At 37.7% G+C, this 16,844-nt stretch carries 18 protein-coding genes; 8 read left to right on the top strand and 10 right to left on the bottom strand.

The window, feature by feature from the left end:
* The first annotated feature begins 80 nt into the window (after positions 1–80).
* Positions 81–455, top strand: a complete 375-nt coding sequence (locus K1X76_06620) for a hypothetical protein (GenBank protein MBX7148744.1) — start codon at positions 81–83, stop codon at positions 453–455.
* 110 nt (positions 456–565) lie between these two features.
* The gene (locus K1X76_06615; protein ID MBX7148743.1) at positions 566–1,984 is read left to right on the top strand and encodes a phosphoglucomutase/phosphomannomutase family protein; all 1,419 of its coding nucleotides are present in this window, start codon (positions 566–568) and stop codon (positions 1,982–1,984) included.
* 49 nt (positions 1,985–2,033) lie between these two features.
* Here the strand turns inward: K1X76_06615 and K1X76_06610 are convergent, their stop codons facing one another.
* From K1X76_06610 to K1X76_06595, 4 genes are read right to left on the bottom strand one after another with little or no spacing between them, the layout of a single operon-like run.
* The gene (locus K1X76_06610; GenBank protein ID MBX7148742.1) at positions 2,034–2,954 is read right to left on the bottom strand and encodes a hypothetical protein; all 921 of its coding nucleotides are present in this window, start codon (positions 2,952–2,954) and stop codon (positions 2,034–2,036) included.
* Positions 2,935–3,321 (bottom strand): hypothetical protein, encoded by a 387-nt coding sequence (locus tag K1X76_06605; GenBank protein MBX7148741.1) that lies wholly within the window; start codon positions 3,319–3,321, stop codon positions 2,935–2,937. Before K1X76_06605 ends, K1X76_06610 begins: the two co-directional genes overlap by 20 nt.
* A 3-nt stretch (positions 3,322–3,324) precedes the next feature.
* Complete coding sequence (locus tag K1X76_06600) at positions 3,325–4,050, bottom strand: hypothetical protein (GenBank protein ID MBX7148740.1); 726 nt, start codon at positions 4,048–4,050, stop codon at positions 3,325–3,327.
* 36 nt (positions 4,051–4,086) lie between these two features.
* On the bottom strand, positions 4,087–4,860 hold the full coding sequence (locus K1X76_06595) for an SDR family NAD(P)-dependent oxidoreductase (GenBank protein ID MBX7148739.1): 774 nt from the start codon (positions 4,858–4,860) through the stop codon (positions 4,087–4,089).
* Between the two features lie 120 nt (positions 4,861–4,980).
* Between K1X76_06595 and K1X76_06590 the strand changes: the two genes are divergently transcribed.
* Positions 4,981–6,912, top strand: coding sequence for a hypothetical protein (locus K1X76_06590; protein MBX7148738.1), 1,932 nt, complete (start codon positions 4,981–4,983; stop codon positions 6,910–6,912).
* A gap of 149 nt (positions 6,913–7,061) precedes the next feature.
* Here K1X76_06590 and K1X76_06585 read toward each other — a convergent pair whose 3' ends face one another.
* Entirely contained in the window at positions 7,062–8,009 is a 948-nt protein-coding gene (locus K1X76_06585; GenBank protein MBX7148737.1) for a hypothetical protein, read from the bottom strand.
* 528 nt (positions 8,010–8,537) lie between these two features.
* Here K1X76_06585 and K1X76_06580 point away from each other — a divergent pair.
* The 4 genes from K1X76_06580 (at position 8,538) to K1X76_06565 (ending at position 11,596) form a co-directional block, all read left to right on the top strand.
* A complete protein-coding gene (locus tag K1X76_06580; GenBank protein ID MBX7148736.1) occupies positions 8,538–8,975 on the top strand; it encodes a hypothetical protein in 438 nt (145 codons plus the stop codon).
* 24 nt (positions 8,976–8,999) lie between these two features.
* Positions 9,000–10,379, top strand: coding sequence for a DUF4263 domain-containing protein (locus K1X76_06575; GenBank protein ID MBX7148735.1), 1,380 nt, complete (start codon positions 9,000–9,002; stop codon positions 10,377–10,379).
* A gap of 47 nt (positions 10,380–10,426) precedes the next feature.
* Entirely contained in the window at positions 10,427–11,011 is a 585-nt protein-coding gene (locus K1X76_06570; protein MBX7148734.1) for a hypothetical protein, read from the top strand.
* A gap of 225 nt (positions 11,012–11,236) precedes the next feature.
* Complete coding sequence (locus tag K1X76_06565; protein ID MBX7148733.1) at positions 11,237–11,596, top strand: hypothetical protein; 360 nt, start codon at positions 11,237–11,239, stop codon at positions 11,594–11,596.
* 78 nt (positions 11,597–11,674) lie between these two features.
* Here K1X76_06565 and K1X76_06560 read toward each other — a convergent pair whose 3' ends face one another.
* The 3 genes from K1X76_06560 to K1X76_06550 all read right to left on the bottom strand — a co-directional run bounded on the left by K1X76_06560 (position 11,675) and on the right by K1X76_06550 (position 13,800).
* Positions 11,675–12,100, bottom strand: coding sequence for a hypothetical protein (locus tag K1X76_06560; protein ID MBX7148732.1), 426 nt, complete (start codon positions 12,098–12,100; stop codon positions 11,675–11,677).
* Positions 12,101–12,646: 546 nt separating this feature from the next.
* Positions 12,647–13,300 (bottom strand): hypothetical protein, encoded by a 654-nt coding sequence (locus K1X76_06555; protein MBX7148731.1) that lies wholly within the window; start codon positions 13,298–13,300, stop codon positions 12,647–12,649.
* Between the two features lie 248 nt (positions 13,301–13,548).
* Positions 13,549–13,800 carry a hypothetical protein gene (locus K1X76_06550; GenBank protein ID MBX7148730.1) on the bottom strand — a complete coding sequence of 84 codons (252 nt, stop codon included), beginning with the start codon at positions 13,798–13,800 and terminating at the stop codon, positions 13,549–13,551.
* Positions 13,801–14,199: 399 nt separating this feature from the next.
* Between K1X76_06550 and K1X76_06545 the strand changes: the two genes are divergently transcribed.
* Entirely contained in the window at positions 14,200–14,520 is a 321-nt protein-coding gene (locus K1X76_06545; GenBank protein ID MBX7148729.1) for a hypothetical protein, read from the top strand.
* Between the two features lie 620 nt (positions 14,521–15,140).
* Here the strand turns inward: K1X76_06545 and K1X76_06540 are convergent.
* Together K1X76_06540 and K1X76_06535 are read right to left on the bottom strand one after the other, a co-directional pair.
* Positions 15,141–16,088 (bottom strand): prolyl oligopeptidase family serine peptidase, encoded by a 948-nt coding sequence (locus K1X76_06540; protein MBX7148728.1) that lies wholly within the window; start codon positions 16,086–16,088, stop codon positions 15,141–15,143.
* A 394-nt stretch (positions 16,089–16,482) separates the two neighbouring features.
* Entirely contained in the window at positions 16,483–16,635 is a 153-nt protein-coding gene (locus K1X76_06535; protein ID MBX7148727.1) for a hypothetical protein, read from the bottom strand.
* Positions 16,636–16,844 lie beyond the last annotated feature (209 nt).

The raw sequence follows: 16,844 nt of genomic DNA, 5'->3' as shown, positions 1-16,844 counted from the left end.
TAGGCCCCTTTGTAATTTTAAGTTTTAAAATGATTTTCTCTTAATTTGAACAAAAGGACTTATTGTATCAATTAAGAGGGATGAAATATTTATTTGTCATCTTCATTTTATTGCTTCCCCTTACGGTAAAAGCGGCTTCTTACCAAGAAGCCACTCTTCTCAATATTGAATATATTCAGGATAAAACTCCTAATGGCACTACCATAACTCGTGTGAATCAGTATCAGATTGAAACCCGCGATAATTATTCGCCTTCGGCATATATATTTACCTTTAAAAAGGGTGATATGCTGTATGTGACACGATACTGGGATGGTATTTTTAACAAAGACCCTACCGATTTTGTTATTCATGACAAAATCTGGATTAAGGATGAAGGTAAAAAAGTATATATCAAACGTCCTAACGGCAAAGAAATGAAAACTACTATTTTAAGAAAAGAACGCATCCAATAATATTTCTTAAAAGTTTGATACCTAAGAAACTCGGGGGCTTGCCCCCAAGAATTTCATCCTTGAATAGCCCTTCAATTTTTTTTATGAGTAGCTTTTGTTAAGGAGACATTATGCCCCCTATTAAGTTTGGAACCGACGGCTGGAGAGCTGTTATTGACGACGATTTTATCCCTGCCAATATCGAGAAGGTAATTCAGGCCTTTTGCGATTGGCGTATTGCCAAGTTTCCCAATCAAAAGAAAGTGATTGTCGGTTTTGATCGCCGCAATAAATCGCGCGAATCGGCCGAGCTGGTGGCTTCAGTACTTGCCGGTAATGGATTTACGGTGAATTTATCCAGTCATTATTGTCCCACTCCCTGTGTGTCGTGGATGACCAAAGTATCTGACGCCTTTTGCGGTATTATGATTACGGCTTCCCATAATCCCTGGAACTGGAATGGAATTAAATTTAAGGAAGATTTTGGTGGGTCGGCCTCTCCCGAATATACCAATTTTATAGAAGCGCAATTAGCGGTGAATGAAAAAGCTGGCCGTCAGATTGAAAAAACTCCCTTTGCTGTGGCCATGTCTTCTAAGCAAATTACTTTTTTTGATCCTAAAAAAGAATACGTTAATCAAATTAAATCGCTTCTTGATTTAAAAGCCATCGCTGCTTCTCCTTATAAAATTTTATACGATGCCATGCATGGTGCGGGGGCCGGTTATGTAGGTTGTGTGATTGGCGAGCAGTCGCAAGAGATGAATGGTGATGAAGTTCTGGGTACAGTGGGTGTTAATCCCGAACCTATCGATAAAAACTTAAGCGAACTTCTCAGTCGCATGAAAAAAGAAAAGTTTGCGTTGGCGCTTGCCACCGATGGCGATGCCGACCGTATTGGAGCGGTGGATGAAAACGGAAATTTCGTCAATTCACACCAAATTTTTGCTCTTTTGCTCCAGCATTATGTAGAGGATAAAAAGTTAAAGGGTGATGTAGTAAAATCACTTTCTACCTCGCAGATGATTAATCGTTTGTGCGAAAAATACGGCATTAATTGTATAGAAACTCCTGTTGGCTTTAAACATATCTGTAAAATTTTGGCCCAAAAAAATGCGCTGATTGGTGGTGAAGAATCGGGTGGAATTAGTTTTAGAGACCATGTTCACGAACGTGACGGTGTATTAAATGGACTGATGCTTTTAAACATGATGGCTGTGCGCAAGAAAAAGCTTACCGAGCTTGTAAACGATTTGCAAAAAGTAGCTGGAACTTATTATTACGACCGTTACGATTGGCACGGTAAAGCCGAACAAATGGATGGAGTAAGAAGCCGCCTGGCCTCTTTTAAACCCCAGTCAATTTGTGGGCTTAAAGTGAAAGATGTGAATTTGGCCGATGGTTATAAATTTATTTTAGAAGACGGTTCGTGGTTGTTGTTGCGTTCATCCGGCACAGAACCTCTTATTCGTATTTATGCCGAGACGAATAAAAAAGAGAATGTGCAAGCGTTGCTGGGTGTGGGTCGCCAGGTTGTGAATGGAGAGTAACTCCCCCTACCCCCTCTTACTAAGAGGGGGAGCCAGAATGGCGGGGGCGTTATCCCCGTTCCCCAAACGCGAGCAGCTCATCGTTTTTTCCCACTATTTCGTAATTTTTTTTATTAAAACGTAAAAAAACTTTTTCCCCTAAAAAAATGGGTTTTACAAAAGTTATATCCATTTTTTTAAGATCTTCCGATTCATCCACAAAAAACTTTTTGATAACGGCATTGGCTGTGCACAAACCCTGAATAAACGGTTTTTTATAACCAAAAAGCCGTGCCGAAAAGGTGGTTAAATGAATAGGGTTTAAATCGCCGGAAATATCACCAAACTTAAGGCCCATATCCATAGGAAAAAACAAAGTGTGCTCGCGATAATTCATTTTATTTTGCGTAAACGTGGGTGTGCGTTTGGTTAAATAATCATCTAGGTTTTTTGGTTTTTTACACAAGGGCGACAAGCCTATTTTTTTCATGTCGCTGGTAGAAATATTTTTAACCAAAATAGTATCGGTTAATTGGGCCACACGTTTTTTGTAAGGACCCAGCACTAAGGTGTTTCCGGTAAAAACGGCCTTACTACTGCTTAAGGGGATAATAGAGTTAAACGAAGTTTTAATGCCATGTAAGGCGCCCAATTGCATGCTTTTGGGGTTGCGTGCCAAAAAGTTAATGCTGCATTTTAAGTGTAAAATATTTTTATAGTGTGCCCCCAAAGCTTTTATGGTTTGCAAAAATGCCAACACACAATGTGGCCAGTAAAAGGTAAAAGGAATATCGGCCTGCATATTTTTGGCATCAAATAGTTCAAACCATTTTTTTTGGTTATCGGCGGTAAGTACAAAAAGATTTTTTGCGATAACCTGTTTTTGCAGTAAACGGATATTTTGTGGAAAAAAAATACGTGGAAGAGCCTGTTTATAAAATTCAAACGGGTAAAACGCAGAATCAATTAGTTCATTGACCGGATGTTTCATCCAAATAGGCCTTTAAAGTGTTTTCGTCTACATGCACGGCAAATCCTTGGCAGGCTTGTAAAATAGATTTAGCTATTTTTTTGCATTTAAATTCGGAGATGGCATTGGCATTTACCTTGTAAGCATCAACGCGCAACGAGCGTAAAATGGCGTCTTTGCTTTTGGTAAAAGCATCTTCGGCATGAAGGGGGCCTAAAAGAGTGTGCTGTATAGGAAGGCGTTCTCTAAAAATGGGGATGTTATCAACAACGGCATCTATTTTTTCTAACTCGCGGTCGAGCCGTACTTTATTTTGAAAACGGCCGGTTTGCGCAAACGCAAGAGCCGGTAGGGCCAAAACAATAACCATTAAAAAATATTTTTTCATAATTTACTGGGCAGGCGGTCCGTAGCGTTTTGCTAACTCCGCACTGTCTTCCTTTACATTATTTTTAATGGACGATTTAACCACCGATTTAGCCAAAAAATGGGGCACGTCAATTCCGGGGTCCGATTTATACTCGCCTCTAAACTCGGTCCATCCTTTTTTAGTGGGGTGGGGCATTAAAGCCCAATACCCTTTAAGCCATTTAAAATTGCCGCCGCGGGTTTTGTATTCGTATTTATATTCACCTTTACCGGCATTGGTTTCGTCGTTTCTTATTTCTACTACGGCCCAACGGTCGGTTAAAGGCCACGGAAAATTAAAGCGCTGAAAAACATAGCTAGTCCAGTTGCCGCCTTTTTGGCGGTTTAAGTGCGAAGGATGCACGGGGGTTCCCACCAGAGAATAAAAATCTTTTACATTGACCGGGTTTTTAGCGGCCACGAGTTCGGCTTCGCTTTTGGTAAGGGTAAAGGCGTCTTTAAAATCGTTGTGGCGGCTTTTCCAGGTGTTGGTATCGGTGAGTACTTCCCAGGCTTTATCGGGGGTGTAAGGGATGTAGGCTCTAAACACCGTAAGAGCGGCAGTTTCTTCCTTTTTAAAAAAGGTGCGTACCCAAACTCCATCTTTTTCTAAATCGGCATCGGCTTCTGGATGAAATGTGTTGTAGGCATGAGCCGGGACGTTAAAGAGGGTGAATAAAAGAACTAAAAAGAGGGACTTTTTAAACATGAAGGTTTTGTAGCAAATGAGACAATTTTGGCAAGATTATCTTTTAATCTTAGGCGCGGCCAAGCCTAAAAAGAAATCGCTCCAGCAGTCGGGTAAAATGCGCACCATTTTATAAAGAAGGGCCATGGGCCAGGGGAAATAGTAGCGTTTTTTACCGCGGCTAATGGCTTTAATAATTTTTTGAGCGCTTTCGGGGCTTGTGAGTAAAAACGGCATGTGAAATTTATTCTTTTTAGTCATGGGTGTATCAATAAACCCAGGATGAATGGCGGTAACAGAAATGCCATAAGGTTTAAGATCAATCCGGATTGATTCCAGATACGTGGACAGGGCAATTTTACTGGTACAGTAAGCCGAGCTGCCGGGTAATCCACGCATGGCCGCAACCGAGGTAATGCCCACCAAATGTCCGCTTTTTTGTGCCAGCATCACTTCTTTAGCGGCTTCTATTGTAGCAATAGCGCCATAAACATTTATATCGAGCGTGCGTTTAATTTCGGCCCAATTATTTTTAAAAGCGGGAGTAGGAATGCCAATGCCGGCGTTGGCAATAAAAATATCAATTCTATTATCCAGCTCGGTAATCATTTGTCGCACAATTTGCTGGGCCTGAGTAAAATCGGCCACATCGCAATTGGCCAGCACTACCTTAGAGCCAGGAGAAACAGTTTTAATATCGTCGCGTAGGTTTTCCAGCAAATCGAGCCTGCGTGCAATAAGCCCCACATGATAACCCTGCTGTGCATATTGCAGCGCCATATCGCGCCCAATGCCGGTGGACGCCCCCGTGATGATAATGGTTTTAGACATAGGGGGTTTTTATAGGATAAACCAAAAACAGGCCAGAATTTTCATAACATATTGATATTATTATTAAATTAAACTATCTCTTTCACAACTTTTGATCCTCTTTAGACGATAATATAAGTCATGGAAGTGAAGCCGTATAAAATAGACGTGGAGCACGACACCCTTACCGTGGGTGATCAGGTGGTGCATGTAGAAGATAAAGATGACCAGGCTAATTACAATCTCCTGGCCACCATTGCCGTGTGTTTAGCGCGCTTTCAAGTTCATGACCCCGCCCAGTTTAAAAAATTATTTACCGGTGTAGGCAAAGAAAGGCCCCTCAAATTTAGTTTAGAAGCTAGTGATGTTATTAACGACGGCCGTATTTATAACCCGCAATCGGCGCATGCGTATTATTCACCACAAGAAAACACCATTCATTTGCCTTACGACACCTTACTTATGGGTGGAGCTCTTGATACGGTTGATCACGAGCTTAATCATGCCATAGACGATTTTAAAAACCCAGACACCTTAAGATTTGCATCGGAATCAACCAGTAGTTTGGCTTATGGGGCTTATCATTTTCATTGTGATAGAGAGCCCAATTTAGCTCTTTACCGAGATTTGCATCACAGAGAAATATATGCCGGTGAAGTACCGTTAACAGAAGAAGAAAAAGAAAAGTTAAAAGTATTAAAACAAGACATTCCCTATGCTTGTTTTACCGAGCAAGAATATGTAGCCGAAAACCATTATTATACAACAGGAGGAGACGATAACTATTTAAATATTCTTGATTCAATTCTAAACGATTTTCTTTTAAGTAAGAGCATTGCTACAGATTTAATAAATGGACTTTTTACACCCGAAAAGTTGATGCCGGCTTTAGAACAATGGATGGAGGGATGCAATTTAGAAGAAGATGCCGCTGTGCTTACGCGTCTGATGGACGTGTGTAATTTAGATTACAATGATGTTCCCTCAAAGTATTCCCTAGAAACCATTAAAACCGATCCTTTAAAACCCATTCATTTATTTTTGTTACTACAATTTTTAGACTACGATGATGTTGAGGCAAAAACTCAATTATTAGTGCAAATTTTTCCGCAGCTTCCTCCGGTGTGGCAGGAAAAAGCAGCGGAAAAAATTTTGGATAATACCTCTCGCGTAAGGGGGATATTTTCAGAAGAAGTTATTTTGGCTTTAGCCCGTGTTGAGGCGCCAGCGGTAGATAACCGATGGAAAAATTTAAATCCTTTATCCTTTAAGCCAGCTCTTACCTCTAGTAATCCCCAAGTAAGAGATGTTTTAAAAAAGTGGGTTAAAGCGAGTGCTCAAAATAATCAGGATGAGAGCGGCTATAATAATTTTTACACAGTTGTTGGCAATTTTTGTACCATGGTGAGCGAAAGTTTTTTAAAAGGTGAGGCCGATGCTACCTGGGTTTTGTTTTTAGAAGAATTGATGGCTGATCCCCAAATTGCACAAGGGGCAAAAAACTACGTTGAATCTGCTTTATTAGAAATTATTAGAAGTACTACCGATGCTAGTTTGGCAAAGCACTTAAAAAGTGTTTTGGATATTGATACCAGTGCTTCTCAAGAGGAAGAGGTAGAGGGCCAAAGTACCAAGCATGAAGGAATGTTTTACGTGGGCGGTTCTTACGATACAAAGCTAGATAGACCTTTGTTAGATTTAAAAATGGCCTATAGGCTTTATAGCAGTGGTCCAAAATTAAATCATAAAGTAGAAGGTATGTTGAGTACTGGAGTGGATTTATCGTTTCATCAGTATAATCCTGCTAAAGATGATAAATCTCCCTTAGATTTAGGTTTTGATATAAAAGGCGGTTATTATTCGCATGCATTTCATGATGCAGGTGGCTTTTATTTATTAAATGGGCCTTCAATTTCTATTGATATTGCCGATGCAGCGCGTTTTATGGTTATGGACGAAATTACATTTGGCACAAACTACAAAGCCCTAAGTGTTGAATGCAGTGCCGGTTTTAATTTTATGGACCCTACCCAATGGCAAACCGGGTGCGGTGTTGCTTTACGGGTAAGATAAGAAACTTTAAATATTATTCCACCTCTACAGCTTGCAGCAGAATATACAGCACTATTGTCCACACCCAAATTCCAATTAAATTTAAAATACCCATTCCAATAATATAGTGAACAGGGCAACTCTTGAAGCGTGCAAATAATAATGCTCTCCTATTCCCCGCGTCTAGCGGCACCAAAGAGCGTTTCAAAAGTAAAAGTACGTGATCCCATAGCGCCTTTAATTTTAAGCTTATTTTTTGGAATGGGTGTAGGGAACACTAAAAAAGGTTCTCCTAATATAAACACAAGAATATCTTCGTAGGCGTGACCTTTTACGGCTTTTTTACCAACCTCATTATAATGTGGATGTTTTTGTTCTTTTAAAAAGCTTTTAACATCTTTTGTTCTAATTTTTTGCATTTCTTTAATGGGAAACATCCATGAAATACCTTTTTCAATTCTAATTAACGAATTTTTAGAAAAATCTTGAGGGGCATTGGTTGTAAAGTAAGGGGCAAAGTAACGGTTACCCAAGGCCGAGGCATAAAATTGGGGTTGGCAACGGTAGATTCTATCTTTAAAAAGCATCGAAATAGATTCTCCACTAATATCTCTTACGTAAACTTCTTTTGTATTTTGTGCTGTCATAGCGTTTGCCTCCAAATGTTTTAAAAATTCTTGTGCTAAAGCCCAGCCAATGGTGTTTTGTTTTGCAGTTTTTGTTTTTAAAAAATCTACAAGATAAGCATGTACATCGCTCCACAGTATTGACAGTTGCTTTGTTTTTTTAGGGAGATGTCTAATCCAAGTATTAGCGCCGTGTGAGCCGCTATCTAAAAGGTATAAAATAATTTTTTTCTTACTTTTTAAATTTTTAATGTAACGCGTAATTTGTTGGCTCAATTGGTTAAGGCCAAGTTTAGCTTCTAAAATAATAAGAGAAAAATTGGTTTCTATTACAATGTCGTATCGATCGGTTTCGTTTTCTTTAATTTCTACACTAATTTTTTGAATGGTTTCTTGAGGTGGTGTAAACAGTTTGCCAATGTGTTTAGGGTACAAAGCAATAAGATAAGCCAGGCATGCTGTAAGCCGTGTTTCCTTTACGTTGCCAAGCATGCAAAATAAATTTGTAATGGGCTGCGGGTGAGAACCCCGGTATAAGGGAATAGCTTTTAAATGCATAAAGTAGTTATTTGAAATTACAGTAAAAATGTAAATGGATATGTTGGTATAAGTGCCATTCAAGCCCCTTTGAGTAAGTATAATCCTCTAGGATAAAAAATTATCCAACTGCTTAAAAATAAAAGAGATTTCTACTAATTTTACATTGATATTTTTGGAGGGCAGGTTAGAGCTTTGGGGTGAGGGGCAACATGCTAAACCATGCTCGCAAAATTATATTTGTTTGGGTTTTATTAGCCACGTTTTTTACGGCAATTCCCGCGCAAACCGATACACAGGTTTATTTTAATGTGAGTAATGGAAAAGTGCATAAACTCAGTTGCCATTGGGGACAAAAATGCACACGGAATTGTATTGTTATTTCGCGGAGTGAAGCTTATCGGCGTGGGGGTGTGGCTTGTAAGGTTTGTGGGGGATGAGGTTTTGGGAGTTTGAATAGATTGTTTCCAAGGATAAATAAAAATGACTGATGATAATTTTCAAGAAATAGATGCCCTTGAGAGGGATGGATATATTGCAACTATCCATAAATGGGTTAAAGAAAATTTATTAGAATGTGTTCTTTCTTCTGGAGGAGCTGGTGAATGTATTGCACGCATATTTATTCATGATTATAAAAGAGAATTTGATGCGATTAATCATTTAAAAGAATTAGCTATTGCCACGATTCATAAAAGACGAAACTATATCGACCATGGTCTTTTTAAGTATAATGGTAGGTATTCGTATCAAATTGATCAGTGGAAAGATTTGAAAATTGTAAGAGGCATTATTATGTCCGGTGGAGGGGAAGAAAATTGGCGAAGTAATAAAGAATATCAAGACGAAAATGAAGTACTCATGTTAATAAAGGAAGTTAAAAAAGAAATTTTAAACGAACTTAATGTACGTAATAAATAATTTTTTTAATAAAGATGAATGACTATGCCAGGCCAATCAGATGAGATATGGAAATTTTTTGAAGGGCTAAGCTGGCCAAGCATAGTTTTTAAATCGGATAGAATTTCTTGCCCCGCAGGTGATCTTCTTATTAAAGAAAATAATAAGTATATATTAAATATTATTTTCTTTAATAGGGCAGATAATAAATATGAAAAAAGAAATAATAGGCCAACTTTTGAGATTGATTCAGAAATAGATCTATTAAAACTGATATATGCAAAGCGAGGAATCAATTATGACTTTAAATATTTTGATTATATCAAAAGAGTTTTGAGTATAAATGATGAAATTTTTCATAAAATAAAAATTACTAAAATAGGATCTGAAATAAGACGTTATGCAAAAAGAGGATTTTTAGTTATACAAGAAGAAATTATCCTTAATCTTATTAATGACAGTAAAGAAGTTTATTTTAAAGGCAAGTCAAGCAAGAATAGGCTAGAGACATATTTAATTAATAAATTAAAAGTAAGATATACAAATAACATTCCTAAAGAGGTTACGACTACAGATAAGGGTGATTTTTCTTTTCTAATTGAGCGCTTTAATTTAAAGACTAAAAAAAGAAGAAAGGATTATGAGAAATATATAGATGAAAATGATATTCAAAACTTGTCTAGGCTTGCCGAAAAAATGATAAGAGATGAAGTTTTTCCGAAAGAATTTCTTAAGTCCCTTGATGAATATTTTATTAAAGAAAAATTGAGAGATATTATTCGTTTGGGGCGAAAAATATTAGCGCTGGGGAAAAATGATATAAAATCCAAAAAGGCGAGAAAAATAATTGCAGAGATATCAGATACCCCAAATGAAATTAAACAATTAGAAAATATATGGCAGAAATATTTTGAACGATATCTGCTTTATTTAGTGTTTTCTTATAAAAAAATTTATCCAAAAATAGAGTTGGTAAATATTCATAGTGATAAAAAATATCCGGATTTTATAGGGATTAATCACTATAATGGTTTGGATATTATAGAAATTAAAACACATTTAAAAAATGCAGTATGTTGGGATGAATCTCATAAAAATTTCAGTTTTTCTTCGGAACTAAGCAGGTCGATAATCCAAACTATGAACTACATGGATGCTATTGTTCAGCGTCGTTTCCAAAATCCAGAAGATAATTCAAAAATTACTCAATCAACCGAAGAAGAAAATCTGTATCATCCACGTGGAATTATTATAATATCATCACATGCTAAACTGGCCTCAAGAGACTTGGATAAAAAACGGGTGAGTGTATTACAACGGGATTTTACAAAGTTAAGAAATAGCTTACAAAATATTGAAATTCTTACTTTTGATGAAATTTTGCAAATTGCGGATGACTATATAAAGAATATTAATTCTGAATAACATTTTAATTTGATCGGCGAAGACATCTTCAGTTTGTTAAGATGATTATGTGTCATTTTTTTATTAATTTTTTTTCTAATTTAAAATCTTTGATAGAACAAGATTGGCTTAAAACGAGCTTGTTGATAATTGGAGCAATAATTGCCTATAAGACTTATGTTACTGCACAAGGTCAAAGAAAATTGGAGAACAGCTTAAAGCTAATCGATTTATTCTACTCTTCGTTGAAAAAAGAAGACATAGAAGAATGGAAAAAAATATTTCAAGGAAGTTCCGAGTCAAGCGGAGCTTCACATGGCCATTTTATGCATGCTGAGGGGATGGATATACATGAACTTCCTTTTTCTTCTTTATTTGCAGAAGGTCCTATTGATCAAGGTGCTACTGACAGAATGGCCCAAATTTTAAATCTAATTGCTAGTGAAATTTTAGACGGAAAATGTGATCAAAAGATTATATATTATGAGTTAGGACAATTTATTAATTCTATTAGTAATTGGTTAGAAGTTATTCCTGATGAATTTAATCTAAATTTTTTAGAAAAAAATTTCTCATATTTATATAAGATCAATAAAAGATTTCATGGATATAATATGCAATGGCCTAGAAGAACTCACGTATATTCTGAATAAAAAGTAACTAGCTCCGGTGCCATAGCTCCGGTGCCAGGCACGCGCGGAAGCCACTGATATAGCCCCGGTGCCAGGCACGCGCGGAAACCACTGATAAATAATAAAATAATTTTATTTTTTCATCAGGTTTTCCCTTAATTTTTTGAAGGGTAACGAGGGTAGCTTTTGAAGCTTGGAAAACTAAATGATTTTAATTGAATAAATAGCGTGTTACTATAAAACCTAATGACTCAATTTCTTTGCCAAAGCTATTGGTATAACGATTTTATCCACTACTACTTATTTGGATTTATTGGTCCACTCTTGGCTGTAATTTGTATATGGCTTTTGCATAAGGTAATTTCTAAAAACTTTTTAAAATTTTCTCTCTTAATTTATTTTCTTATTAATTTTGGCTCTTGTGTTGCTTCCGCACGTTTAAATATAGACTGCCAAATCCTCATGTTTGGCTACGTTTGTGACGATCCCGGTGATATTGGAGTTGTAGCTCTTACTTTGCCGCTGTTTGTGATTTCTTTTTTTCTCGGGATAGTAGCGATTTCTTTTTTGAGTAAAAAGATTACTAGATTAATTCAAGAGCAATGATAGCCCCGGTGCCAGGCACGCGCGGATAGCTCCGGTGCCAGGCACGCGCGGAAGCCACTGATAAATAATAAAATAATTTTATTTTTTCATCAGGTTTTCCCTTAATTTTTTGAGATGCACGTTAAACCATCTGCTTCCTAAGTCTTGTGCTTGGCTCATTTTAGGATCTTTCTGATCTTCTTCTCCATTCATGGTTGTATTAACGAAGCTGGTATATTCCTTTTTTCTTTTTTCGGGATCACGCGACAAACCCAAGTAGCAAGTATGTGGAGTAATGAGATCATTGGGTTCTCCGTTTGCATAATAATGATACCCACTCCATTTCCACTCGCCACATTCAGTAATCATTTTTGCTCTTAGTGGGTTGCGATTAATATAACGCATCAGTGCTAAACAATACTCATCGCTTTCAACGGGAATACATTTATACCGGTCTAGCCAAAAGTGACCTCTTCTTTTTTTAAGCTTGTTCATTTTACGGGCAAACTTCCAGTTAATAAGCATTATTGTTTTTGAAAGGGTAAAAACCCCGGTGCCAGGCACGCGTGGAACCACATGAAAACTAAATAGTTTTACTTCAATTTTCGCTTCATTTTGTTTTTGATTTTGTTGAGTTTGGCGAGGAAAGCATCGCTTCCTATTCCCAATTCATTACTCATCTTTGGGTCTTTTTCATCGGCTTCATGGGGAGCGGTTGTGGTCACATACTCCGTATAAATTTTCATTCGTTTTTGGGGGTTGGTAGACAAAGCCAGGTAGCTGGTGTGTGGCGTGTAATTATTGGGGTCAGGTCGTGACAGCGGACAGGTTTACCTCGCTACTAGGCCCATTGATTTTCAAGTTTCAAGAGTTGACCCTTAATGCTTAGGTAACACAATGGATTACCACAGGAGAGCTGCGTAAACCTACCTTAGAAGAAGCTCAAACCTGGGACAAAACTAACCCTTTATTTGAATCTGTTATTGTTTAACCATACGTGTTGGCGCAGATAAAAAAATAGCCCCTCTGCCAAGCAGGTTTGGGCACGCGTAGTACCTGCTTGTCACACGTTTATTCTTCCGAGCAACTATTTACTTTGTCCTGAAATTCAGTATTTATTTTAATGGTGCCTGCATTACAAAATTGAGTGTAACGCGCTATGCAGTCTTGCATGGCATTTTGATAAGCTTTTTTATCGGGGCTGTTTGCAACACATGATGTATGACACGATTCGCAAGTGGAACCAGTGGCTTGGTTATCAACTCTTAAGCCAATATCGCTGCACGAACCAGCGATTGTAAAATGTTCCAGTTTTTGAGGACCATATTCATACAAAAAAGGGCCTGCCCAAGGAACTGCAAACCATGTTGCATCTTTTTTGTATTCAAGTGTAACAGAAGAAAAGCCACCTTCTGCTGCGCTGTTAAAGCTTTCATTTTGATTCCCACTAATAACATCTGAACCAAAGGTATTATTAAAATCATTAAATTTGCTACCATCCACTACACATTCAAAAGTTCTTTCAATAGCATAGGCGCACTCACAACTTACCTTTTTATTGTTGGTATAAAGACTTAGCTCAGCCCCATTAATTGCCGGGACTGTTGTTCTAAAACCTTGGGTTTTGATCATTTTTGGAGTTTCATTTTGCGAGCCAGCCATGGATTGATTGGACATACCAAAAATAAATGTGGCCATTATTAATGAGTGGATAAAATTTTTCATAAAAAATCGCTTTCTTTTAGTTTCTAAGGTTGTTGGTATAAAACTAGCCCTTGTCAGCTGTTTATTTTGCAAAACAAAGGCCAGTTACCACGAATAATAAGGCTAATAATTTCAGGTAGTTTGTATGTAAGTGAAAAGATGAGGGCTTTAAAACTGGGGGGTAAAACTGCCAGATTGAGGTACATGGTCCTTAGTCCTGGTGCCTAACGCGCATATAACCGTTTTAAATAGCCCCGGTGCCAGTCTCACTACTTTTTAGTTTTCTTCTTTAAAGCTTCCTTTAATAAAACCGGTTTTGCTTTCAACCCCAGGTAATTCTGTTTTGTTACCACATTTTTACCCGTTTGGGTTTCCAACTCTTTTCTGGCGTTGCCGGCAACACGTCCACCTCGAACTGCAGCTGATTTATTTTGTTCAAAACCCACCGCATCATCGGTGCGAGCAATGGCTGTTGTTGAGGCTTCGCCTAACGTAGTAAAAATAAGTTCCAAATCAGTCATGTGATCGCGCAGATTTTCTCGCTGTAATCCCTTTAGATTTTTATATTCGGAGGGGGTAACTCCAAGAAGAATGAGGGACGCTGTTAACTTATTGGACAAAGTCCAAGTTAACGGGGTCAACTCTTGAACCCCGGTGCCAGGCACGCGTCGAAGCCCTCGTAAAACAACAAACTAATTTTATTTTTTCATCAGGTTTTCCCTTATTTTTTTAAATATGCGACAAATCATCTGCTTCCCATATGTTGTTCTTGGCTCAGTTTGTATCTTTCTGATCTTCTTCTCCATTCATGATGGTATTCACTAAACTGAGAATATACCTGTGCCTGGCGCCGGGAAATGCTGGGTTAGGCATAAATAAAGACTTTCTTTTTTAGCCCCCTTTATCTAAAATTTTTCCCTATGCATAAAGACACCCAAATTGAAAAGCTCTATAACTTTCTCAAAAAGAATCACGCGTCTAAGTGGGATTTAGCGGCTCATGAGTATCATAAAAGTGCCTTTGGAAGTTTTATTGTGGTGTTTCAATGTAACAATGAACTTGTGAAGTTTATGTGTGATCGTAAAGATTTTATTATCGATATTAAAAAGAGCACCGTTTTAAAATTGCCCTATAAATGGGAAGATGTAAATTGTATTCAGCTAACAGATAAAGACGAACCTTTTGATACCATTCAATCTGTTCTTGATACACTCAGTAGCCCCGGTGCCAGGCACGCGTAGAACCCATCGTAAAAAACAAACTAACTTTATTTTTCCATCAGGTTTTTCCTTGCTCTATTGGGGTAGGTATTGTTGCTGAAGTTGACTCTCAATTCTTGACAAATTCCCACTCATGAAACAGGTTTATAGCCCCGGTGCCAGGCACGCGTGGAAGTCTAAATTGTTGAAATGATTGATAAATAAAATTGGAGAGTCTCACAATAGTGCCGTAACAGTCTCAAAATCGGACTCAAGAGTCTCATTTTCGGACTCTAATCCATTTGATTATCATGGGGTTTTGCGCGTGCCTGGCACCGAGGTTGTTAAAAGATAAAATATCTTAAATAACCAATTAAATACAATTGGTTAGCTAATTTAAAATCATTTTATAATGTTACCAATTTTTTGCAAAACATCAGGACTTTATCGAATGGTATGCTGTGAAGCGGTCTGTAAGTTTAAGCTGCTAATCTCAAACATTCGGTTCGAAAATCCTCGAGCAAGGGACGCATCGATTAACCCCTTGAGAAATCAAGGGGTTTTTTATTGCCCGAAAGGGAGTTTCGAACTGATCATTAATAATCTGTAAAAATACATGGTAGCTGAATCAATATTGAAGTTGAGCTTGTGTCAGCTCATACTCACTTCATATATTTATCGAAAAACGGAAGAATCTTTTCTGGGTGTCTTCCAAAATAATTGTATCCATCTTTAAATCTTTTTGTCGTGTCTCTTATCCATAACAATTCTTTTTCTTCGCTTCCAAGTAGATCAAAAGTCTTTTGGGCATCTTCGGGATTTCTTGTCCACTCATCATCGTAAACTTGTACCATTAGAACTGGCATTTTTACATTTGGAGCCGCTTTATGAGGTGTCATTTCATCAGCGACAAAGGCTCCCATTTTCAATAACTCTAAATCAATTAATTCTTGATACTGACTCACTCCGTATAGCTCTGAAAACGCCGAATAAATAGCTGACATTGAAACAACCATTGGACTGCACATACAAGAGACATTTTCAAAGAGATCAGGTTTTCGTGAAATAGCCTCATATTGAGAGTTGCCGCCCATACATTGACTATATAGACCCACTTTCATTTTTGATAATCGTGGGTGCGAATCGACATATTTTTTTACACCGACGCAGTCTCTCCACTCCCATTGGCCGATACCAGAGAGCCCACCATTGGCAGCGCCACTATTTCCGTGGTTTCTAATGTCATAAGCCAGAACATTATAACCAGCATCAGCAAAATGTTTCATTTGAATCACAAAGTCGATTTCGACGGCATCGAACTGACTCCAAGGCTCTCCAAGGTGACCAGGAAAACCAGCACGACACATAGGTAGAGCATGATTGAAAATAATTAATTTATCACTTTCTCCGCCTGTTGCGCTGATATACCAGCCTTCTAAGGGGATTCCGTCATCGGACTGGAAATAAATGTCTTCCCAGCCTTTCATGTCGTAATCATCAGGAGTTTTGTGAAGAACGCTTCTTAAGGGCTTAACAATATTAGCCAGAGCCATAACTTTTTCGTGATCCTCTTTGGAAATAGATTCCAACTGTTTCATAGCTTTGGACATTCTTTCGTTTGAAATTCTACTCATAATTATCTCCTTTTCTTAGAGAGCTTTTTTAAAATAAAAAAAGTCAAAGGTCAATTTACATACCAATATCAATTATTTAGCTTTTCACAACAATTGAAACGCTCATTTAAAATAGAGTCTAAAAAACCTTTATTATTTGTTTTAGTTGATTCAGTAGATTGTTTAAGCCGCTATCGCCAAACCCTTCGACAGGCTCAGGGCCAAGCACTCAGTTCTAAAATCCTCGAGTAAGGGACGCATCGATTAACCCCTTGAGAAATCAAGGGGTTTTTTATTGCCCGAAAGGGAGTTTCGAACTGATCATTAATAATCTGTAAAGAACCCCGGTGCCAGGCACGCGCGGAAGCCACTGATAAATAATAAAATAATTTTACTTTTTCATCAGGTTTTCCCTTAATTTTTTGAGATGCACGTTAAACCATCTGCTTCCTAAGTCTTGTGCTTGGCTCATTTTAGGATCTTTCTGATCTTCTTCTCCATTCATGGTTGTATTAAGAATCTTTTTAGATATGAGGCGAACCATTTGCTACCCAAGTGCTGCTCTTTAACCCCGCTGCCAGTCTCACAGAGTCTCAAAATCCGACTCATTAATCTTATTTTTGGACTTCCTGGGTTCAATAAGCAAGTGCACCACTTAGAATAGATGAGTATTCTGAGTGGATATGGGTAAAAACTACTATCAATTTACTTTAATTGAACGAGAAACGATCGCGATTTTAAAGGCTAGGGGCC

The organism is bacterium (assembly GCA_019695305.1).
Classification (GTDB): Bacteria; UBA10199; UBA10199; order UBA10199; family JAIBAG01; genus JAIBAG01.
This window is presented reverse-complemented; position numbering and strand designations above follow the sequence as displayed.